This is a genomic window from Pseudomonas sp. GT1P32 (assembly GCF_054897805.1).
On sequence record NZ_CM142704.1, the window covers coordinates 5,225,804 to 5,247,356 of the forward strand.

The following is a 21,553-nucleotide window of genomic DNA, read 5'->3' on the forward strand; positions in this document are numbered from 1 at the left end:
TCAGGCAGACCGTGGCGCGGCCTTCGCGGGCAAGCCTCGCTCCTACAGGTTTTGTGGTGTCATTGAATTAGAGAACCGCGCAGCGAGTGCGGTTGTGCCGCATCGATGTGCACGTCGGCGAATTGGCCGATCAGGGTTGGATTGTCGCAGCGGAAGTTGACGATCCGGTTATTCTCGGTCCGGCCCTGCAGCTCGCCGGGGTCTTTTTTCGAGTAATCGGTGACCAGGATCCGCTGGACCGAACCGACCATTTGTCGGCTGATCTCGAAACCTTGCTGGTTCAGGCGATGTTGCAAGGCGTTCAGGCGTTCTTTTTTCAGTTCTTCCGGCGTTTCGTCGGCCAGATCGGCCGCCGGCGTGCCTGGGCGCTGGCTATAGACGAACGAATAGGAGAAGTCGAAGCCGACGTCTTCGATCAGCTTCATGGTCTGTTCGAAGTCTTTTTCGGTCTCGCCCGGGAAGCCGACGATGAAGTCCGAGCTGATGCAGATCCCCGGTACCGCGGCGCGCAGCTTGCGCAGTTTGGATTTGTATTCCAGCGCCGTGTGGTTGCGCTTCATCGCCGACAGAATGCGGTCCGAACCCGATTGCACCGGCAAGTGCAGGTGTTTCACCAGTTCCGGTACCTCGGCGTGGGCCTGGATCAGGCTGTCGGAGAACTCCAGCGGGTGCGAGGTGGTGTAGCGAATCCGGTCGATGCCATCGACAGCAGCGACCACGCGGATCAGTTCGGCGAGGTCCGCCAGGCGACCATCGTGGGTTGTGCCGCGATAACCGTTGACGTTCTGGCCCAGCAACGTCACTTCACGCACGCCGTTCTCGGCGAGGTGGATGATCTCGGCAATCACGTCATCGAACGGGCGGCTGACTTCTTCGCCGCGGGTGTAGGGCACCACGCAGAATGTGCAGTACTTGCTGCAACCTTCCATCACCGACACATAAGCGCTCGGGCCATCGATGCGCGGCTCGGGCAGGTGGTCGAATTTTTCGATTTCCGGGAACGAGACGTCGACTTGCGGCAGCTTGGTAGCGCGGGCGGCGTCGATCATTTCCGGCAAGCGGTGCAGGGTTTGCGGGCCGAACACCACGTCGACATACGGGGCGCGATCACGGATGGCGGCGCCTTCCTGGCTGGCAACGCAACCGCCGACGGCGATCACCATGTCCGGGTTGGCCAGTTTCAGTTCACGCCAGCGGCCGAGCTGGGAATACACCCGGTCCTGGGCGCGTTCGCGGATCGAGCAGGTATTGAGCAGGATCACGTCGGCGTCTTCAGCGCGAGCGGTGACTTCCAGGGCCTGATGTTCACCCAGCAGATCAACCATGCGCGAGCTGTCGTACTCGTTCATCTGGCAACCGTGGGTTTCGATGTAAAGCTTCTTGGCCATGGATACAGTCATCACGTGATTCAAAGAACCGCGCATTATAGGGAACATGTCCCAAGGTTCCTACCGTTGCGCGTCCGGTGGCTATGCTATAGTTCGCGCCCTCATTTTTATCCCCCGATGTGTTGCTCGCCCACCATGACCAAACGTGAAGCTCCAATCTACAAGGTGATTTTCCTCAATCAGGGCCAGGTGTACGAAATGTACGCCAAGCAGATCTATCAAAGTGATCTGTGGGGCTTCCTGGAAGTGGAAGAGTTCGTCTTTGGCGAGCGCACGCAAGTGGTCGTCGACCCGAGCGAAGAGAAGCTCAAGGCTCAGTTCGAGGGCGTGGTGCGCAGTTTTGTGCCGATGCATTCGATCGTGCGCATCGACGAAGTCGAGCGTCTGGGCACCCCGAAAATCAGCGAAGCCCGTGGCGCGGTCGGCAATGTGATGCCGTTTCCGATGCCAATGCCTGAGAAGTAAGATCGAGTCGCGCCCTTCGCGGGCAAGCCTCGCTCCTACAGGTTATGTGTGCGCATAAGACTTGTAGGAGCGAGGCTTGCCCGCGAAGGGGCCAGAAAGATCGAGGCAGAAATCAGGGAAGCGGCGAGAAAGGCGTGCGCCCATCGGCGCTCTGCAATTCCATCAGGTACTTGCGGAAGATCTGTCCAAGCACCTGGGTCGCAACCTCAAGTTCTTCACGCGGCATCTTCTCGGCGACTTCATCCGCCGTATCCAGCGCTTCTTCCGCACCATTGACCGCCGCCATTTTCAGCACGATGTACGCCTGAACGTTATTGGCCGGTACGCCTTCGCCGTGGAAAAACATGGTGCCGAGTTTGAATTGCGCCTGGGCATGGCCTTGCAGCGAGGCCTTTTCGAAGTAATCCAGGGCTTTCTTGAGATCGCGCGGGGAGTTTTTGCCGTCGTAGTAGAACTCACCCAACTCGTATTGCGCTTGCGCATCCCCTTCATCCGACGCTTTCTGACAGGCGGCGAGCGCCTGTGCCAGGTCTTGCGGCTGGGTATTGAGGGTGCAGCGACCCATCGCTGGGATTAACAACGAGTTGCCGCCTGCTTGTGCGAGCGCGAGCAGGGGCTGAAGGAGCAACAGGCAGCCCATTGCAAGGGCGCGGCCGGTGCGGTTCATGGGAATCGACTTACCTCTGAAGGGCGCGCGGACCCAACGAGGGGATCCAATAAGCGCGCATTATGAAATAAGCAGGGCCAACCTTACAAAGTCTTTACTCGTTTTTCTGCTGCACGGGGAATATATCGCCCACTTTGCGGGGGATTATCGGCAGGTGAGTAGGAAAAGAGGCGGGAATGTAGGTGAAAGCTGACGCTGGCAATCGCCAACGTCAGCGGCACAACGTTATTTCAATGCAGCGAAAGCGCGCTCGGCGGCATCCAGGGTCAGTTTCAACTCGGCTTCGCCATGGGCGATCGAGGTGAAGCCGGCTTCGAATGCACTTGGCGCCAGGTACACGCCACCTTCGAGCATCAGGTGGAAGAACCGGCCGAACAGCTTCGCGTCGCTGGCCATCACGTCATCGAAGGTGACGATGTCGTCGGCGCCGCTGAAGTACAAGCCGAACATGCCACCCGCCTGGGTGGTCACGAACGGAATGCCGGCGGCGTCGGCGCGCTGTTGCAGGCCATCGAGCAGGCGGCTGGTGTAGTCGCTCAGTTCGGCGTGGAAGCCTGGGCGGCTGATCAGGCGCAAGGTCGTCAGACCGGCCGCCATTGCCAGCGGGTTACCCGACAAGGTGCCCGCCTGGTAAACCGGGCCCAGTGGCGCGATGTGCGACATGATTGCGCGTTTGCCGCCGAAGCAGCCAACCGGCATGCCACCACCGATGATCTTGCCGAACGTGGTCAGGTCTGGCGTAACGCCGTAATGCGCTTGAGCACCGCCGAGGGCAACGCGGAAACCGGTCATCACTTCGTCGAAAATCAGCACCACGCCGTGCTTGTCGCACAGGGTCCGCAGGCCTTCGAGGAAACCCGGCGCCGGCGGTACGCAGTTCATGTTGCCGGCCACCGGCTCGACGATGATGCAGGCCACGTCCTGGCCCACTTCAGCGAGCATGGTTTCCACTGCGTCGATGTCGTTGAACGGCAGGGTCAGGGTGTGTTTGGCGAAGGCCGCGGGTACACCGGCCGAGCTCGGCACGCCTTGGGTCAGGGCGCCGGAACCTGCTTTAACCAGCAAGCTGTCGGAGTGACCGTGATAGCAGCCTTCGAACTTGATGATGCTGTCTCGACCGGTGAAACCACGGGCCAGGCGAATCGCGCTCATGGTCGCTTCGGTGCCGGAGCTGACCATGCGCACCATTTCCATCGATGGCACGATCGAGCAGACCAGGTCGGCCATCTCTGTTTCCATCTCGGTCGGGGCGCCGTAGGACAAGCCGTGTTCCAGCTGTTTGCGCACCGCGTCCAGCACGTCCGGATGGCTGTGGCCGAGGATCATCGGCCCCCAGGAACCGACGTAATCCACATAACGCTTGTCGTCTTCGTCGGTGACGTAGGCGCCTTCAGCGTGTTTGAAAAACAGGGGGGTGCCGCCAACGCTCTTGAACGCGCGAACAGGCGAATTCACGCCACCGGGAATGTGTTTCTGGGCATTGGCAAACAGCGTTTCGGAACGAGACATGATGGGGCTCTCAAATCAGATTTTTAGTAATTCGTTAAATGCGCGGGCGCGGCGGGTCACTTCAGCCGTGCTCTCGGCGCCAAACAGGCCGTGGACCACCGCCAGCAGATCGACCCCGTGGGCCACCAGCGGGGCGGCGTTTTCCAGGGTAATGCCGCCGATCGCGCAGATCGGCAGTTGCAATTTGCTGCGGGCCTGGTCGAGCAGTTCGAGGCTGCAGGCCGGTGCGCCGGGTTTGGTGCTGGAATTGAAGAAGCGGCCGAAGGCGACATAACTGGCGCCTTCTTTGGCCGCTTGTTCGGCGAGTTCGAGTTGCGCGTGACAGGTCGAACCGATGATCGCCTGGCGACCGAGCAACGCACGCACCGGCATCAGCGGGCCGTCGGTCTGGCCCAGGTGCACGCCGACGTTCAGGCGTGCGGCCAGTTCGGCATCGTCATTGATGATCAGATGGGTCTTGTAGCGTTCGCACAGATCGCGCAGGGCTTCAGCTTCACGCAGACGGCGGGCCTCGTCGCTGCTCTTGTCGCGGTATTGCAGCAGGGTGACGCCGCCTTCCAGCGCCGCCTCCACGTACGAAAGAAATTTACCGGCCAGTAACTGGCTGTCGGTAATGGCGTACAGGCCACGTAGTTTCATCGGGCAAGCCTCATGGCGTTACGAACAGAAATCCAGTGGCAGGCGGCGCGGCACGAACTGGCCTTTGCCCAACTGCTCGGCATCGCGCAGGGTGCGCCACGTGTAGTTAAGCGCGCTCTGCACGGCGCTGACGAGGTTTTCACCCTGGGCCAGACGACCGGCGAGGGCGCTCGCCAATGTGCAACCGGAACCGTGGTAACTGCCGGGCAAACGCTGGCAGGTATAGGTTTCGCGCAGACCGTCGCGGCTGTAAAGGCGATTGTGTATTTCGTGTTCATCACCGTGGCCGCCGGTGATCAGCAGGTGTTTGACGAACGGCAGGAGTTTTTCAGCGCACTCGTCGGCGGTGCCTTCTGGCAGTTCAGCGAGGATGCGGGCTTCGGGAAGGTTAGGGGTGGCGATGATGGCCAGGGGCAGCAGGCGTTCGCGCATGGCGTAGCCGACTTCGTCCTTGCCCAGTCGTCCGCCACCGCCGGCGCGCAGCACCGGGTCGCAGACCATCGGCAAATGCGGGTGCGCCTGAAGCAGTTCGACGACGGTGTCGACCATTTCCAGGGAACCGAGCATGCCCAGCTTGACGGCGGCGACTTCGGAGTCGTTGAGCACGGCGTTGGCCTGAGCCAGCACCCACTCACGGTCGAGGACGCGGAAATCCGTGACATTGACCGTGTCTTGCACGGTCAGGGCGGTGACGGCCGGAGCCGCATGACATCCCTGGGCAAGCAGGGCTTCGATATCTGCCTGCAAGCCGGCGCCACCACTTGGGTCGTGGCCGGAGAGACAGAGGACAACGGGGCGAGAGCTGTAGATATTCATGGTGCGCGAGCTTACCACCAAACATCGATTTTCGGGTGCAGTGCCCGCCAGGTCTGCCGATAGAGAGTCATGGGCTGGCAATGCAGCCGTCCGGGATTGTCACAATCTGACCGAGCAAACAGCTCTGACTTGACATTCTTCGCTGTAACGCCCGTTCTAGAGCCTTTCCAAGAAAAATTTCAATGGTGTTCAATGGCCATCAACGGCTATGCTAGAGTGGATCCAAACCAATAACAGGTAATGCCGGTTTTACGTCTACTCAAAAGGAATGAGGGGCTTCCTGAGATAACCGGACAGGCCACGCTGGGGCTTAAATGCGCTATTTGCTGATGTTGCTGTTTTGCTTGCCCCTCATGGCAAGCGCAGTCGAGTTCGATGAGTTCACTCAAAGCCTGCCCTTGGGCCGAACCCTGCAAGTGTTCGAAGACGCCGATGGTCAGGCGAGCATTGCCGATGTCCGCGCGCAAGCCGCTGCTGGTCACTTCAAACCCCACGACAAGGCCACCCTCAACGCCGGTTACTCGCGTTCGGTGTTCTGGCTGAAAATCGACCTGCATTACCGCCCGACCAATCCCGCTGCACAGCGGACGTGGCTGCTGGAACTGGCCTATCCGCCCCTCGATCACCTTGATCTGTATTTGCCTGATGCCGGCGGTGGCTATCAATTGGCTCGTCAGACCGGCGACGCCTTGCCGTTCAGCAGTCGCGAGATTCGCCAGAACAACTACCTGTTCGATCTGAACTTCACGCCCGATCAAACGCAAACCGTGTACTTGCGCCTGCAAAGCGAAGGGTCGATCCAGGCGCCGGTCACGTTGTGGTCGAGCACCGCGTTTCTCGAAGAACAGCCGGTGCGGCTATATGTGTTGGGCCTGATTTACGGTGTATTGCTGGGGATGCTGGTCTATAACCTGTTCATCTACCTCAGCGTGCGCGACACCAGCTACCTCTATTACATCTTCTATATCGCCTCGTTCGGCCTGTATCAGCTGTCGGTGAATGGCGCGGCCGTCCAGTATTTCTGGCCGGACAACCCATGGTGGGCCAACGCCGCGACGCCGTTTTTCATTGGTTGCGCAGGGCTGTTCGGCAGCCAGTTCGCCCGCAGCTTCCTGCAAACGGCGACCCTCAGCCGCTGGCTCGATCGCTTGCTGCTGGCGTTGATTGCGTTCAGTGCGGTAGTCGTCGGGTTGTCATTGATGACCAGTTACGCCCTGGCCTTGCGCCTGGCGACGACGCTGGCCCTGTCGTTCACCGTGGTGATTTTCGCCGCAGGGTTTTTCGCCTGGTGGCGCGGCTTGCGTGTGGCGCGCTATTTCATCATCGCCTGGTCGGCGTTTTTGCTCGGCGGCATCATCAATACGATGATGGTGCTGGGTTACCTGCCGAACGTATTCCTGACCATGTATTCCAGCCAGATCGGTTCGGCCATCGAGGTGGCGCTGCTGTCCCTGGCCCTGGCCGACCGCATCAACGCCATGCGCGAGCAACAGGCGCAAACCTTGTTCGATGCTGGCCAGAAGCTTGAAGTGCTCAACCAGCAACTGGCGCACAGTAACAAGCTCAAGGATGAATTCCTCGCCACGCTGACCCACGAATTGCGCACCCCCATGAACGGCGTGATCGGTTCGCTGGAATTGATGCAAACCGTCGAGATGGACCCGGAGCTGGAGCAATACCAGCAAACGGCTGCCGGTTCGGCACGCGACATGATGCGCATGGTCAACGGCATACTTACCCTGACCGAATTGCAGGCCGGCAAGCTCAAGGCTTCGGCGTCCACCTTCAGTTTGCGCAGCGTGGTCGATACCTTGCGCGTGCAGTTCGAAGGCAACGCGTCGGGCAAGTCGCTGGACTTCAAGGTCGAGGTGACACCAGGCCTGCCGGACCGTTTGTACGGCGATAACGTCAAGTTGGCGCAATGCCTGGAATGCCTGCTGGATAACGCGATCAAGTTCACGCGAGTGGGCGGGGTGGCGCTGCGGGTCACGGGTAAAAATGCGGAGCCCGGCAAGCTGGCATTGTCCTTTGCGGTGATCGACACCGGTATCGGTTTCACCGATCTGGGCGAGGCGACGCTGTATCAGCGGTTCTTCCAGCTCGACGGCTCGATGACCCGTGAATATGGCGGCCTCGGTGTCGGCCTGGCGATCTGTCGACAACTGGTCGAACTGCTCGGCGGGAACCTCACGCACCGTTCCGAGCCAGGTCGCGGCAGCCGCTTCCAGCTTGACGTCGAGTTTGAATTGCCGGTGGTAGAGCGCGTGACAACGCCATTGATGACCCGGGAATTCCCGCGCCTGCGCTTGCCTCAGGACTGCACGGTGCTGCTGGTGGACGACAACAGCATCAATCAATTGGTGATGCGCGGCATGTTGCTCAAGCTCGGGTTTCGGGTCCGTACGGCGGACAACGCGGTGACCGCGCTGGAAGTCCTGCAGCGTGAAACCTTCGACGCCGTACTCCTCGATTGTCAGCTACCGGCCCTCGACGGGGTGTCTGTCTGCTGCCAGATCCGGGCCTTGCCGGGTTGTGCCGAGTTGCCGGTGTTCATGATTGCCTCGGGTGCTGATCGGGAGCGCTGCCCAACCGGTGCATTGATCGATTACCTGAGCAAACCAGTGAAATTCGAAGATTTGCAGGCCGCGTTGTATCGACGAGTGCTTTGTCCAAAACAAGGCGAAAGCGCCGACAGTTAGGCGGATATGCCACTTTGTTCGGCCTCGGGGCAGTGCTTAACTGAACTCCTTGGCTGACCAAAGGAGCACCGTCATGAACCTGCATCAGTTCGCCGAAACCCACGAAGTCACCAACCAGCCGCCGTCGCTGGACGGCGCCAACCTGTATCGTATCGACCTGCCTTTGCAGGAATGGTCGCGGCGTTTCGGGGCCGGTTGGGCCGAGTCGCGGATCGACGCTTACGGCGCGCTGGCCGGCGGGCCGCTGATGGAAGCGGGGTTCCTGGCCAACCAGAACAAACCGGTGTTCAGCAGCCACGACCGTTACGGTCACCGCATCGATCTGGTGGAGTTTCACCCGGCGTATCACGAGCTGATGCGCACGGCGATCGAGCACGGGTTGACCTCGCTGCCCTGGGCGCATCCACAGGACGGCGCCCATGTCGCCCGCGCTTCCATGACCTACCTGCACAGCCAGGCCGAAGCCGGCAGCGGTTGCCCGCTGACCATGACCTTCGCCAGCGTGCCGGCGATGCGCCTGCAAGAGGACCTGGCCAAGCAGTGGCTGCCGAAAATCCTCGCCACCGAATATGACCCGCGCAATGTCGGCATGGCCCACAAGGCCGGTGTCACCATTGGCATGGCGATGACCGAGAAACAGGGCGGAACCGATGTGCGGGCCAACACCACCAAAGCGTATCCGGTGGGTGCCAGCGGACCGGGCCAGGCCTACGAACTGGTGGGCCACAAATGGTTCTGTTCCGCGCCGATGTGCGATGCCTTCCTCACGCTGGCCCAGACCGACAAAGGTTTGACCTGCTTCCTGTTACCACGCCATCGCCCGGACGACACGCGTAATCAGTTCTACATCCAGCGCCTGAAAAACAAACTTGGCAATTGCTCCAACGCCTCCAGCGAAGTCGAGTTTCGCGGTGCGCTGGCGTGGATGGTCGGTGAAGAGGGGCGCGGCGTTCCGACCATTATCGAAATGGTTGCCATGACCCGCTTCGATTGCATGGTCGGTTCCAGCGCCTTGATGCGTCAGGCGCTGACCCAGGCCAGTCATCACTGCGCCCATCGCAGCGTCGGTGGCAAGCTGCTCAGCGAACAACCGTTGATGCAGAACGTCCTCGCCGATCTGGCCTTGGAGAGTGAAGCGGCGTTGGCGTTGAGCCTGCGCATGGGCAAGGCGCTGGATCATCTGGATGACGGGCACGAAGCCAAATTCGCCCGCCTGGTGACCGCAGTGGGCAAGTACTGGATCTGCAAACGCGCGCCCGCGATGATCAACGAGGCCGCCGAATGCATGGGCGGTGCCGGGTATGTCGAAGACAGCATCCTGCCGCGCTTGTACCGCGAGGCTCCGGTCAATTCGACGTGGGAAGGTTCCGGCAACGTGCAATGCCTAGATGTGTTGCGGGCGCTGTCGAAAGAGCCGGGTGTGCTCGATGTGCTGTTCAGCGAGTTGGGCGATGGTCACGGCGACCAACGGCTGGCCGCGCACATCAGCCAATTGCAGGCGGCGTTCAAGGACACCAGCGACATTCAGTATCGTGCGCGGCAGCTCACCGAAGACATCGCGTTGGGGCTGCAAGCCAAGCTGTTGCTGGAGGCCGGCAATTCGGCGGTCAGCGATGCGTTCATCGCCAGCCGCCTCGGCGACGCCGGTCGCGTATACGGTGCGTTGCCGCGTGGGTTGGATGTCGAAGCAATCGTGGCCCGCTCGACCCCGCTTCTATAACCAACACAAAACCCCTGTGGGAGCGAGCCTGCTCGCGATAGCGGACTGGCAGTCAACTTATTCATTGACTGACACACCGTCATCGCGAGCAGGCTCGCTCCCACATTGGATCTACTGTGGACTTGGCATTTGTGTAGCCACCACTGTTCCCGTGAAGCGACGATGCAGGCAAGATGAAGGCCTGCAAGTCAGAACACAGGATGCTGATCGTGACCGAAGCTTTTATTATCGTTCAAACCGCCGAGCAAGCCGTGGACCGGCTTGCTCACTTGCACAATCGCGCAACCACCGCGCTGAGCCAGGCGCTCAAGCGTTACCTCAAGGATCGAGTTGAACCGGACGCCGAACAGCGTGCGATGTTTCGTTATCCTGAATTGCGTCTGACCTACCACTGCCAGGGTGAAGTCCCACAAACCACCCGCGCCTACGCCAAGGTGCAGTTGCCGGGGACCTACAGCGTCACCGTCACCCATCCGGCGGCTTTCCGTAAATACTTGCTGGAACAGCTCGTGCCGTTGATGCACGACTTCACCGTGACCGTGGAAGTCGGCATCAGCCAGCAGAACATTCCTTATCCCTACGTGGTCGAGCAGGGCGATGAACTGGCCGGCTCCGGCGTGACCGCAGCCGTGCTGGCGCGGGTGTTCCCGAGTACCGATCTGTCCGCCGCGACCGATGGCATCGCTGACGGTTTGTACGATTGGGAAAACACCGATCCGCTGCCGCTGGCCCTGTTCGATGCCGCGCGGGTGGATTTTTCCCTGCGCCGTCTCGTGCATTACACCGGCAGCGACTGGCGCCATGTGCAGCCGTGGATTCTGCTGACCAACTACCACCGCTACGTTGACCAGTTCATTGTTCATGGCCTCGAGCAGTTGCGCAGCGATCCGCGTTTCGTGCGCATGGTGCTGCCGGGCAACGTGATCATCGAAAAGAGCATGGATCACGGCGAAGCGTCGGCGATTGCTGCCGGCGTGGTCTGGCATCGCTATCAAATGCCGGCCTATCACCTGATCGCCAGCGACGGTCACGGCGTGACCCTGGTGAACATCGGCGTCGGCCCGTCCAACGCCAAGAACATCACCGACCATTTGGCGGTATTGCGTCCGCATTGCTGGCTGATGATCGGTCACTGCGGCGGTCTGCGTCAGTCGCAGACCATTGGCGATTACGTGCTGGCTCACGCCTACATGCGCCGCGACGGGATTCTCGACCGGGTCGTGCCGCCGAACATTCCGATTCCGGCCCTGGCGGAGGTGCAGATGGCGTTGCAGCAAGCGGCGGCCAACATCACCGGAGAGAAGGGCGACGAGCTGAAAAAACGCCTGCGCACCGGTACCGTGCTGACTTACGACGACCGTAACTGGGAATTGCGCTGGGCCCAGGAACGTCCGTTGATCAACCTGTCCCGCGCCGTAGCGGTGGACATGGAAAGCGGCACCATCGCGGCGCAAGGTTATCGCTTGCGGGTGCCGTACGGCACATTGCTTTGCGTCTCGGACAAACCGTTGCACAGCGAAATCAAGCTGCCGGGTTCGGCCAACGCCTTTTATGAACGCGCGGTCAGCCAGCACTTGAAGATCGGTATCGAGGCGGTGGACTTGTTGCGCACCGAACTCAACTCGTTGCACTCGCGCAAACTGCGCAGCTTCGACGAGCCGCCGTTCCGCTGATTGAGAGTTGTCATGGTCATTTGGCGGTCAGGGCACTAGCATTAGCAGCCCTGACCGCTAGATGTTCCTTTGCTCATGTCCCGTCCCCAACGTCCCGTGTCCCGCCGCCCCGGCGCGAACACCCCGCCATCAGCCCCGCGCCGTGTCGCCAAGGCGCCTCCGGCCGAGCCGAAGCTGATCCTGTTCAACAAACCGTTCGATGTGCTGACGCAATTCAGCGACGGCGAAGGGCGGGCGACGCTCAAGGATTTCATCGAGATTCCCGGGATTTACCCGGCAGGCCGTCTGGATCGCGACAGCGAAGGGTTGCTGCTGCTGACCAACGACGGCCAGCTCCAGGCGCGGATTGCCGACCCCAAGCACAAACTGGCCAAGACGTATTGGGTGCAAGTGGAAGGTGAGCCGAGTGCCGAGCAGTTACAGCGTTTGCGTGATGGCGTCGAGCTGAATGACGGCATGACCTTGCCTGCTGAAGCACGGCAACTGGATGAGCCGCAACTATGGCCGCGAAACCCGCCGGTGCGCTTTCGCAAAAGCGTGCCGACCAGTTGGCTGGAACTGGTGATTCGTGAGGGGCGTAACCGTCAGGTCCGGCGCATGACCGCAGCGGTCGGCTTGCCGACGTTGCGGCTGGTACGGGTCAGGATCGGCGACTGGTCGATCGAAGGGCTCGATCAAGGCCAGTGGAAAGAAGTGCCGGCGCGCTTATAACGTGCCGGATTCGATCAGGCCGATCACCACGCTTTTGATCACGAACGCGGCCACGCCCAGGCCGAGCACGAAGAACAGGATGAACGAGCCAAAGCGCCCGGCCTTGGATTTCTTTGCCAGATCCCAGACGATGAAACCCATGAAAATGATCAGAATGCTGACCAGTCCGGTCATCATCCACTCTTCGAATACTGCAGGATCCATCGGACATCTCCAGCGGGGGCGGGGCTAAAAGGCGCTGGAGTATACGGCATGGGGGATTGGCGCGGCATTGACCTGCGGCAGCGTGTCGCAGCTATTCGTCGCCTTCGCGGGCCCTATCGCGGGCAAGCCCGCTCCTACAGGTTTTGCGGCGATCACGATATTGCGACCGTCATGACCCTGTAGGAGCGAGGCTTGCCCGCGAAGGCGTCGTCAGCTGCGCAGGTGAGTTAAAGGCAACTCGGTGCTGTTGAGCACCTGATTCAACACAAAACTCGACCGCACACTCGTCACCCCTTCAATCCGCGTCAGGTGCCCCAGCAGCAACTTCTGATAGTGATCCATGTCCGGCACCACCACCTTGAGCTGATAGTCCGCATCCATCCCCGTCACCAGGCTGCATTCAAGCACTTGCGGCAAGGTGCGAATCGCCGCTTCGAAGTTCTCGAATCGCTCCGGTGTATGCCGGTCCATGCCGATCAGCACGTAAGCAGTCAGGCTCAGGCCAAGCATTTTGCGATCCAGCAGGGCCACCTGGCGGGTGATGTAGCCGTCGTCTTCCAGTTGCTTGACCCGGCGCGAGCACGGTGAAGGTGACAGGCCGATGCGTTCGGCCAGCTCCTGGTTGGAGATGCGCGCGTCGCGCTGCAATTCCGCCAAAATGCTCAGGTCGTATCGGTCGAGTTTGCTCATCAATCAGGCCTTTGTCATATCGATTGCGGCAGATTATCTATCCAGGGTTAAAAATTGCGCAAGTCATGTTTATTTGAGCAATCTTCGCAATCCTCTGCCGGCGCCCCAGGCCTATTCTTATCACCAGAATCACTGCTCGGACAAACAGTCCACAGCGGCTCGCCCAATCAGGCCAGTCGCGGCCGCCACCCCCACCGGGGATGTGCCGGCCCCCGAGCTGCACACTGTCCAGAAGACGGCGTGAGGTGAGCCGACGTCATAAGCGTCGAGCACGGACGAAGTTCTCAAAGGGAGGCCGACGGGTCTCCCTTTTCTTTTTGTTCTTCACGCAACCCCGGGAATGCAATACCTGTAGGAGCCAGCAAGCCGGCTCCTACAGGGGATTTGTGTACACCCGAACAACCAACCTTTCTTTTGCCTGTCCCTCAATAAATAAGTTGCGCGACTGATAACCTGTTGCAGAACCGGCCTGTGCTTTCCCAGTCTTACGTACAGGCCCTAACCCGCAGTGAGGAAAAGCATGAAGTCGCGCATCTGGCGTTTGGCCGGTGTTGGTTTGCTGTGTGTCAGTGTCACTGCGCAATCGCTGGCCGATGAGCCGCAGAACCGGGGTTCCGACAACGGACAACGTGGGGACGGTCATCAGGGCAACAATCAGGGACATGGCGGTAACAATCAGCCGCGCCCGCAAAACGATCCGCAGCAGAATAATCAACCACGTCCGCAGAACAACGAGATCATTCGTGGCGACAACAGTCGTCAGTTCGAGAACAACGGCCAGTCGCGCAATGGCGGTCAGTGGCAAAACAATCAGCCGCGAGACAATCAGCCACGCGACTTCAACAGTCCCGTCCGGCCGCCACCGCCGCCGCCACAATTGCCGGCCAACGACCTGCCGATCCAGGGCCGGCCCGACACCGTGCGCCAGACCCAGCAGCCGCAACGTGGTTACTATCAGGACATCCCGCGAAACAATGGTTACAACCAGCAATGGCAGACCGGCGGGCCGGGTTCACGTCCCGACGATCATCATTGGGCCGGTCGCCCGAACGGCCACGGTAACGGCTGGGGCCCTGGCCCGCAGTACCGTCCCGGGCATGTGATCGACCGCTTCCCGGACCGCGACTATCGCGTGCCGTATCGTGGGCAGGATTATTTCTTCTCCGGCGGCTACTGGTATCGCCCGCTCGGCCCGCGTTATGTCGTGGTGCAGCCACCGCGCGGGATTCGCGTCAGCTACCTGCCTGATTACGCCCGTGAAGTGTGGATCGGCGGCACGCTGTTGTTCCTGGCGGCGGGCTCGTACTACGCCTATCAGGAAAGCTCTCAGGATTACGTGGTGGTCGAGCCGCCCGTGCAACAGCAGCCGCAACCGACCGGCAATGGCTATGACGTGGTGGCGTATCCCGCCAACGGGCAGTCGCCGCAGCAGGTCGATCAGGATGGCTACGAGTGTTATCAATACGCAGTGCAGCAGAGTGGCTTCGATCCGCGCACGGCCACCTACCAGCCGGATCCGTCGGTGGTGCAAGCCTACCGCCAGGCCCAGGGCAACTGCCTGAGCAGTCGCGGGTATCAGGTGAGTTTCTGATTCGCCCTGGCTGCCTTCACCACTTCCTGCGGGTCGGCGTGCACCAGCACCTCGGCTCGCGGGTAAGCGGCGTGAATCGCATCCGCCGCCTGATCACTGATGCCGTGGGCGACTGACAGGGTCAGTTCCCCCGGCAATTCCAAATGCAATTGCACAAACCACTGATTGCCGGAAACCCGTGTGCGCAGGTCATGCGCGCCCAACACACCCGGTACGCTGCAGGCCAGTTCGAGCATGTGTTGGCTGACGTCCGGCGGCAGCTCCTCGTCCATCAGCACGGTAAAACTTTCCCGGGCGATCTGGATGGCGCTCCAGAAGATGTAAGCGGCGATCCCCAATCCAAACCACGCGTCCATCTGATGCCAGCCAAACCCGGCCAGCACCAGCGCAACCAGAATGCTGCCATTGAGCAGCAAGTCCGAACGGTAATGCAGGGAATCGGCACGCACCGCGTTGGAGCCGGTGGCCTTGACGACCCGATGCTGCAACATCAGCAGCGCCAACGTCAGCGCCAGGGAAAACACGATCACGCCGATGCTGATCCACGGCGCACCCACCGGTTCCGGATGCTTGAGCCGATCAAACGCCTGCAACGCAATCAGCACCGCACTGCCGCCAATGAACAGCGCCTGCGCCATGCCCGCCAGCGATTCGGCCTTGCCGTGCCCGTAACGGTGATCTTCATCGGCGGGGCGCAAGGCGTAATGCACTGCCAGCAGGTTGAGCAGCGAGGCGATACCGTCGAGGGCCGAGTCGGTCAACCCGGCGAGCATGCTCACCGAACCGCTCAACCACCACGCGATGGCTTTGGCGACGATCAACGTGCACGCCACCGCCACCGAGGCACGGGTCGCCAGCCGCAGCAGGCGGGCGTGTTCGGAGCTGGAAATCATAAGTGCGGCTATTCCTTTATGTGCACGGATTACGCGGCAGGCTGCAGGCCGAGCAGGGCCAATTGCTGAGTGCTGCCCTTGTGTTGAATCAAACGTGGGTCGTCCAGCGGGAAGCTGCGGCCCAGTTCGGTTTCAAGAATAGTCTGCAACTTGTGGGTATCGACCTTGCCGTCGGCACCGATCGCTTCCTTGAGTTTTTCCGGCGCCACCTGCGCGGTCTCGCCCGGTGCGTAGTAAATCGCGCCGGTGGCGAAGTCCACGGCAAACGCGATCAGGCCGGGGATGATGTAGAACAGCAGGCCCACGGCATCCAGCGCGGCGATGGCCGGGTCAATCTTGCCTTCGATCTGCCCACGGCGATCAGGGTAGAAGATCGATCCGCAAGCGGTAACCTGGGTCAGCAGGGTTGCAACCAATACACCGCCAATCAGGCGAAAGGGAACACGCATATGAAACCTCCTGAGTCATCTGGAAAACGAAGCGTCGTCGTTATGAATTAGGACCGCGACGAACGCCAGGCAGTTCGCCGTTATACTCGGCCCTCTGTTTGGGAGCCAGCATGATTTCTTTGCCGATTGATGAAGTTTTACCCGCCCTGCGTGAAGCCTTGGCGACACGCCACGAAGCCGTGCTCGAAGCACCGCCCGGCGCCGGTAAAACCACCCGTGTTCCATTGGCCCTGCTCAACGAGCCGTGGCTGGCCGGGCAGACCATTCTGATGCTTGAACCGCGTCGGTTGGCTGCACGTGCGGCGGCGGAGCGCTTGGCCAGTGAGCTGGGCGAGAAGGTCGGTGAAACCGTCGGCTATCGCATTCGGCTGGACAGCAAAGTCGGGCCCAGGACGCGCATTGAAGTGGTCACCGAAGGCATTCTCACCCGGCGCTTGCAGGATGATCCGGCGCTGGACGGCGTGGGTTTGCTGATCTTCGACGAATTTCATGAACGCAGTCTTGATGCCGATCTGGCCTTGGCCCTCAGCCTGAATGGCCGGGAACTGTTCCGCGATGATCAGCCGCTGAAAATTCTTTTGATGTCGGCCACCCTTGAAGGTGAACGCCTGGCCGGGTTGCTCGATGATGCGCCGATCCTGCGCAGTGAAGGGCGCATGTACCCGGTGGCGATGCGCTGGGGCCGACCGTTCCAGCCCGGTGAATTCATCGAGCCGCGGCTGGTGCAAACCATCCTCGAAGCCTTGAACGATGAAACCGGCAGCCTCCTGGTGTTCCTGCCGGGGCAAGCGGAAATCCGCCGGGTGCATCAACAACTGGCCGATGCGTTGGGCGAGAACACCCAGGTGTTGCTCTGCCCGTTGCACGGTGAACTGGACCTCGCCGCGCAACGCGCCGCGATTGATCCAGCCCCGGCGGGCGAGCGCAAAGTGGTGCTGGCGACCAACATCGCCGAGACCAGCCTGACCATCGACGGCGTGCGTGTGGTGATCGATGCCGGGTTGGCGCGGGTGCCGCGTTTCGATCCGGGCAGCGGCATGACCCGCCTCGACACGCAGCGCATCTCCCGCGCCAGCGCCACGCAACGTGCGGGGCGGGCAGGGCGGCTGGAGCCGGGCGTGTGTTATCGCTTGTGGTCGCAGGATCAGCACGAGCAACTGGCGGCGTATGCGAGTGCGGAAATTCTTTCGGCGGACCTTGCCGGTCTGGCTTTGCAGCTCGGCCGCTGGGGCGTGACACCGACGCAACTGGTGTGGCTCGACGTGCCGCCCGCCGCCGCGTATGCCCAGGCTCAGGACTTGCTTGATCGCCTCGGCGCACTGGATGGCGAAGCGCTGACCCGCCACGGTCAAGCCATGGCCGAACTGCCGGCGCATCCGCGCATCGCTCATTTGCTGCTGCGCGGTCAGGCGCTGGGCTTGGCTGACATGGCGTGCGATGTCGCGGCGTTGCTCGGCGAGCGGGATATCTTGCGCGGTGCCGGCGCCGATCTGCACAGTCGACTGGTGCTGTTGTCCGGCGAAGAGCGTGCCGCACGCGGTGCTCAGGGCGGTGTTCAGCGAGCGCGGCAACTGGCGCGTCAATACCGTGGTTATCTGCGTGGCAAGGCGTCGGAGCCGGTCAGCGATCCGGAGCACCCGCGCTGGCTCGGTGCCTTGCTGGCGCTGGCCTATCCCGACCGTGTTGCGCAGCAACGTCGAGCGGGTGGTGCGGAATATCGCCTGGCCAACGGTCGTGCTGCGTTGTTCGCCGAAGCCGACAGCTTGATGAAGCAACCGTGGCTGGTAATCGCCGATCTCGGCAGCCGTCAGGGGCAGCGTGAGGAACGGATTTATCTGGCGGCGGATTTCGATCCGGCGTTGTTCGATTCGGTGCTTGCCGAGCAGGTGCGCGTGGTCGATCAGCTGGACTGGGACGAGCGTGAAGGCGTGTTACGCGCCGAGCGTCAGCGCAAGGTTGGCGAGTTGATCCTCAGCCGTGAACCGTTGACCGGGCTCGATGAAACCGCGCGCAGTCAGGCGTTGGTGAATCTGGTGCGGCGCAAGGGGCTGGAGCTGTTGCCGTGGACGCCGGAGTTGCGTCAGTGGCAGGCGCGGGTCGCGTTGTTGCGGCAGTTGGACATTGCCGGCAAGGGCGAGAGCGAGTGGCCGGATGTCAGTGATGCTGCGCTGCTCAAAAGCCTTGAACACTGGTTGATGCCGTATCTGGGGAAGGTCTCGCGGCTCAGTCATTTTGCCAATCTGGATCTCTCAAGCATTGTTCATAACCTATTGCCGTGGCCGCTGCCGCAACGGCTCGATGAGCTGGCGCCGCATCATTTGAGCGTGCCGTCGGGGTCGTCGATTCGTCTGGATTACAGCGAGCAGCCGCCGATTCTGGCGGTGCGGTTGCAGGAGTTGTTCGGCCTGGCCGAAACCCCGCGCATTGCCGGTGGCCGGCAGGTGGTCAAACTGCATTTGCTGTCCCCGGCGCGACGGCCGGTGCAGGTGACGCAGGACCTGGCGAACTTCTGGCGCAGCACGTATGCCGAGGTGAAAAAGGATTTGAAGGGGCGGTATCCGAAGCATTACTGGCCGGATGATCCGTTGGTGGCCGAAGCCACCGCACGAATCAAACCCCGCAAGTAAGGACGTACGTGCCCGGTCTCAGCCGGGCGACGTGTCGTCCGAGATTTGCAATCGTTCAGGCCTCCCCGTAGAGAGCCTGCGAAACACTGCGTTTGTGCTTGATGCCATGGCAGATCCACATCAACGCAATCCATATCGGTATCGCATACACCGCCATCTGATAGATGGGGTCCAGCAGCATGACGCCCAATATGAACACCACGAATGCCAGGCAAACATAGTTGCCGTAGGGGTACCACAGCGCCTTGAACCGCGAGGTCTGTCGGGTGTTGTTCATGTGCTGGCGAAATTTGATATGGGACAGGCTGATCATCGCCCAATTGATCACCAGCGTCGCAACCACCAGAGACAACAGCAATTCCAGGGCATGCTGCGGGATCATGTAGTTCATCAGCACCGCGATCAGGGTCACGGCCGCCGACGCGAGGATGGAGCGCACGGGGACGCCGCGCCTGTCGATACTGACCAGGCTTTGCGGGGCGTCACCTTGCTCGGCCAGGCCCAGCAATATGCGGCTGTTGCAGTAGGTGCCGCTGTTATAGACCGACAGGGCGGCGGTCAGAACCACGAAGTTGAGAATATGCGCAGCGATGGCACTGTCGAGCATCGAGGCCGCCTGGACGAATGGGCTTCCACTGTAGCTATCGCCGGACGCGTTGAGCGATATCAGCAGACTGTCCCACGGCGTCAGCGACAGCAGCACGACGAGCACGCCGATGTAGAAAATCAGAATGCGGTAGATCACCTGGTTGATGGCTTTGGGGATCACGGTGCGAGGTTTTTCCGCCTCGGCAGCGGTGAAACCGAGCATTTCCAGACCGCCAAAGGACAGCATGATGATTGCCATGGACATCGCCAGTCCGCCCAGCCCATGGGGGAAAAAACCGCCGTGTTGCCACAGGTTGCTCACCGAGGCTTGTGGCCCTGCGTTGCCGCTGACCAAGAGATAGCTGCCCATGGCAATCATGCCGATCACGGCCAGGACCTTGATAATGGCAAACCAGAATTCGGCCTCGCCAAATATTTTGACGTTTGTCAGGTTGATTGCATTGATCAGCACGAAGAAGACTGCGGCCGATACCCAGGTCGGAATCTCTGGCCACCAGTAGTGCACGTATTTGCCGACGGCTGTCAGTTCGGACATGCCAACCAGGATGTACAAGATCCAGCAGTTCCATCCCGACAGGAAGCCGGCAAACCCGCCCCAGTACTTGTGGGCGAAATGGCTGAAGGAGCCGGCGACGGGTTCTTCAACAATCATTTCGCCCAGTTGTCGCATGATCATGAAGGCGATGAAACCGCAAATCGCGTAGCCGAGGATGATTGAGGGGCCGGCGGACTTGAGTGCTCCCGCCGAGCCCAGGAACAGGCCGGTCCCCACTGCCCCACCCAGGGCGATCAGTTGAATGTGTCGATTTTTCAGGCTGCGCTTCAGCTCGCCCGGGCGCGCATTGGGTCCACTCATGAGAAGGGGCTCACGTAAGGTTTGATGGGGAGCGTTGCAGGGGGCTTGAGGAGGCAATCACTCAGTACCGATGAAGCGCCTGCGCATACAGCGAGTGATTGCGGCTTTTCCATGGTCATACGATCTTCGATTCCTTGAATTATTTTTCATATGTATCAACAAGTTGGGTTGTTTTCTCGGAGCGACCTACGGCGAGTTTGCGTGCTTAGCTGTAAAACATCTTACGGAAGAAACATATTTCTATTTGTTGAATTTGTAAATGGGGAGTGGTATTCAATGCATCGCAGACGGAGATGCCGACGATTCCAGGGAAGTGAGGAGTGATGAAAGTGAAGGGCAGTGATACACAAGGGACATTCGATTTCGTGGCCAGCGGATACGCTGATCCGCACCGCTATTTTTCAGACGCAGCGAACGACATCCATGCACGCCTGCTGAATGACGGGGCCGTTGTCATTCGCGGCGCCGGTCAGTGTCGGGACCCTGGCGTGTTTGAAAAGGCCATTGGCGCACTGGGCTTCCAGACCCGGGATTACGTCGGCGGGAGCTCTCCACGCTCGACTATTCAGGGCAAGGTCATGGAAGCGACCCGCACACCACCCGCGTGGTCAGTCATCCTCCATCAGGAAATGGCCTATGTGAAAAGTCCGCCCGAGATCATCGCTTTCGTATGCGTTGAGCCTGCCGGGAAGGGCGGCGAATCTGTCATCGGGGACATGCGCAAGCTGGAGCATCTGGTTGATCAAGTGACATTGAAACGACTGACCGATCGCGGCCTTAAATTGCGCAGGACCTTACCCTGCGAGGCGCGGGTCAATCTCAAGCCCGGGGTCAAGAAGAGCTGGCAGGAGACGTTCTCCACCAACTGCGAGGCCGAAGCAGAAGTGCTCTGCCGAGCGCGGGGTTGGGACTTCGAATGGAGCGACAAAGACCTGGTCCTTTGGCAGGACTGTATCGCTCCGATGCGTCAGCATCCTCGTAAAACGGCAAGCATCTGGTGCAATCAAGCGCACTTCTGGGGTGCGGCAGCCATGATCGAATGGGCGCGTATCGATGGTCGAGAGCAGGACGCCAGTGAACTGATAAACGCGCGCAGCAAGAGCCCGGAACTGCTGGAAGCCATGTGTTTTGGCGATGGTGAACCGCTACCGGAAGATCTCACCCTCGAGCTGTTCCACACCGTCAGAGGGTTGGAACGAGATGTCGATCTGGGGGAGGGCGATCTTTTATTGCTCGATAATTTTCAGTTCGCTCACGGCCGGCGCGCATTTTCGGGCAATCGAAAAATCAACGTGATCATCGCCGATTGGGCTGATGGTCAGTCACATGTAGCTCAGGGATGAAAAG

Annotated in this window: 18 protein-coding genes; 8 read left to right on the plus strand and 10 right to left on the minus strand. The window is 60.6% G+C overall.

Features of this window, described 5'->3' with window-relative positions; translation table 11 throughout:
* Window positions 1–59: 59 nt before the first annotated feature.
* Entirely contained in the window at window positions 60–1,388 is a 1,329-nt protein-coding gene (miaB, locus tag ACYZUC_RS23960) for a tRNA (N6-isopentenyl adenosine(37)-C2)-methylthiotransferase MiaB (protein WP_461990799.1), read from the minus strand.
* Between the two features lie 135 nt (window positions 1,389–1,523).
* Between miaB and ACYZUC_RS23965 the strand changes: the two genes are divergently transcribed.
* Window positions 1,524–1,853 carry a DUF1820 family protein gene (locus ACYZUC_RS23965; RefSeq protein ID WP_007894425.1) on the plus strand — a complete coding sequence of 110 codons (330 nt, stop codon included), beginning with the start codon at window positions 1,524–1,526 and terminating at the stop codon, window positions 1,851–1,853.
* Window positions 1,854–1,965: 112 nt separating this feature from the next.
* Here ACYZUC_RS23965 and ACYZUC_RS23970 read toward each other — a convergent pair whose 3' ends face one another.
* The 4 genes from ACYZUC_RS23970 to ACYZUC_RS23985 form a co-directional block, all read right to left on the minus strand.
* On the minus strand, window positions 1,966–2,520 hold the full coding sequence (locus ACYZUC_RS23970) for a tetratricopeptide repeat protein (RefSeq protein WP_461990801.1): 555 nt from the start codon (window positions 2,518–2,520) through the stop codon (window positions 1,966–1,968).
* 225 nt (window positions 2,521–2,745) lie between these two features.
* Entirely contained in the window at window positions 2,746–4,029 is a 1,284-nt protein-coding gene (gene hemL, locus ACYZUC_RS23975) for a glutamate-1-semialdehyde 2,1-aminomutase (protein ID WP_008035126.1), read from the minus strand.
* Window positions 4,030–4,044: 15 nt separating this feature from the next.
* Window positions 4,045–4,668: a thiamine phosphate synthase gene (gene thiE, locus ACYZUC_RS23980; RefSeq protein ID WP_461990803.1), complete on the minus strand. Its 624-nt coding sequence runs from the start codon at window positions 4,666–4,668 to the stop codon at window positions 4,045–4,047.
* A gap of 18 nt (window positions 4,669–4,686) precedes the next feature.
* On the minus strand, window positions 4,687–5,484 hold the full coding sequence (locus tag ACYZUC_RS23985; protein WP_032829222.1) for a hydroxymethylpyrimidine/phosphomethylpyrimidine kinase: 798 nt from the start codon (window positions 5,482–5,484) through the stop codon (window positions 4,687–4,689).
* Between the two features lie 314 nt (window positions 5,485–5,798).
* On the opposite strand from ACYZUC_RS23985, the gene ACYZUC_RS23990 reads away from it, so the two are divergent.
* From ACYZUC_RS23990 to ACYZUC_RS24005, 4 genes are all read left to right on the plus strand, one after another.
* A complete protein-coding gene (locus tag ACYZUC_RS23990) occupies window positions 5,799–8,183 on the plus strand; it encodes a 7TM diverse intracellular signaling domain-containing protein (protein WP_461990805.1) in 2,385 nt (794 codons plus the stop codon).
* Between the two features lie 73 nt (window positions 8,184–8,256).
* Window positions 8,257–9,903 carry an acyl-CoA dehydrogenase family protein gene (locus ACYZUC_RS23995; RefSeq protein WP_461990807.1) on the plus strand — a complete coding sequence of 549 codons (1,647 nt, stop codon included), beginning with the start codon at window positions 8,257–8,259 and terminating at the stop codon, window positions 9,901–9,903.
* 173 nt (window positions 9,904–10,076) lie between these two features.
* Window positions 10,077–11,576 (plus strand): AMP nucleosidase, encoded by a 1,500-nt coding sequence (amn, locus tag ACYZUC_RS24000; RefSeq protein WP_177318196.1) that lies wholly within the window; start codon window positions 10,077–10,079, stop codon window positions 11,574–11,576.
* A 75-nt stretch (window positions 11,577–11,651) separates the two neighbouring features.
* Window positions 11,652–12,287: a pseudouridine synthase gene (locus ACYZUC_RS24005; protein WP_461990810.1), complete on the plus strand. Its 636-nt coding sequence runs from the start codon at window positions 11,652–11,654 to the stop codon at window positions 12,285–12,287.
* On the opposite strand, the gene ACYZUC_RS24010 is transcribed toward ACYZUC_RS24005, so the two are convergent.
* A complete protein-coding gene (locus tag ACYZUC_RS24010) occupies window positions 12,282–12,491 on the minus strand; it encodes a DUF2788 domain-containing protein (RefSeq protein WP_007937369.1) in 210 nt (69 codons plus the stop codon). The genes ACYZUC_RS24005 and ACYZUC_RS24010 overlap by 6 nt on opposite strands.
* Before the next feature lie 210 nt (window positions 12,492–12,701).
* A complete protein-coding gene (locus ACYZUC_RS24015) occupies window positions 12,702–13,181 on the minus strand; it encodes an Lrp/AsnC family transcriptional regulator (protein ID WP_007894448.1) in 480 nt (159 codons plus the stop codon).
* 520 nt (window positions 13,182–13,701) lie between these two features.
* On the opposite strand from ACYZUC_RS24015, the gene ACYZUC_RS24020 reads away from it, so the two are divergent.
* Entirely contained in the window at window positions 13,702–14,772 is a 1,071-nt protein-coding gene (locus tag ACYZUC_RS24020; protein ID WP_461990812.1) for a DUF6515 family protein, read from the plus strand.
* Here the strand turns inward: ACYZUC_RS24020 and ACYZUC_RS24025 are convergent.
* A complete protein-coding gene (locus tag ACYZUC_RS24025) occupies window positions 14,757–15,665 on the minus strand; it encodes a cation diffusion facilitator family transporter (RefSeq protein ID WP_461990814.1) in 909 nt (302 codons plus the stop codon). The two genes, ACYZUC_RS24020 and ACYZUC_RS24025, sit on opposite strands and share 16 nt — an antisense overlap.
* A 29-nt stretch (window positions 15,666–15,694) precedes the next feature.
* Window positions 15,695–16,114, minus strand: coding sequence for a hypothetical protein (locus ACYZUC_RS24030; protein WP_008035153.1), 420 nt, complete (start codon window positions 16,112–16,114; stop codon window positions 15,695–15,697).
* Window positions 16,115–16,224: 110 nt separating this feature from the next.
* On the opposite strand from ACYZUC_RS24030, the gene hrpB reads away from it, so the two are divergent.
* Entirely contained in the window at window positions 16,225–18,741 is a 2,517-nt protein-coding gene (gene hrpB / locus ACYZUC_RS24035; protein WP_461990816.1) for an ATP-dependent helicase HrpB, read from the plus strand.
* A 55-nt stretch (window positions 18,742–18,796) separates the two neighbouring features.
* Here the strand turns inward: hrpB and ACYZUC_RS24040 are convergent, their stop codons facing one another.
* Window positions 18,797–20,206, minus strand: coding sequence for an amino acid permease (locus ACYZUC_RS24040; RefSeq protein WP_461990818.1), 1,410 nt, complete (start codon window positions 20,204–20,206; stop codon window positions 18,797–18,799).
* A 323-nt stretch (window positions 20,207–20,529) separates the two neighbouring features.
* Between ACYZUC_RS24040 and ACYZUC_RS24045 the strand changes: the two genes are divergently transcribed.
* A complete protein-coding gene (locus ACYZUC_RS24045; RefSeq protein WP_461996752.1) occupies window positions 20,530–21,549 on the plus strand; it encodes a TauD/TfdA family dioxygenase in 1,020 nt (339 codons plus the stop codon).
* The last annotated feature ends 4 nt before the right edge of the window (window positions 21,550–21,553 follow it).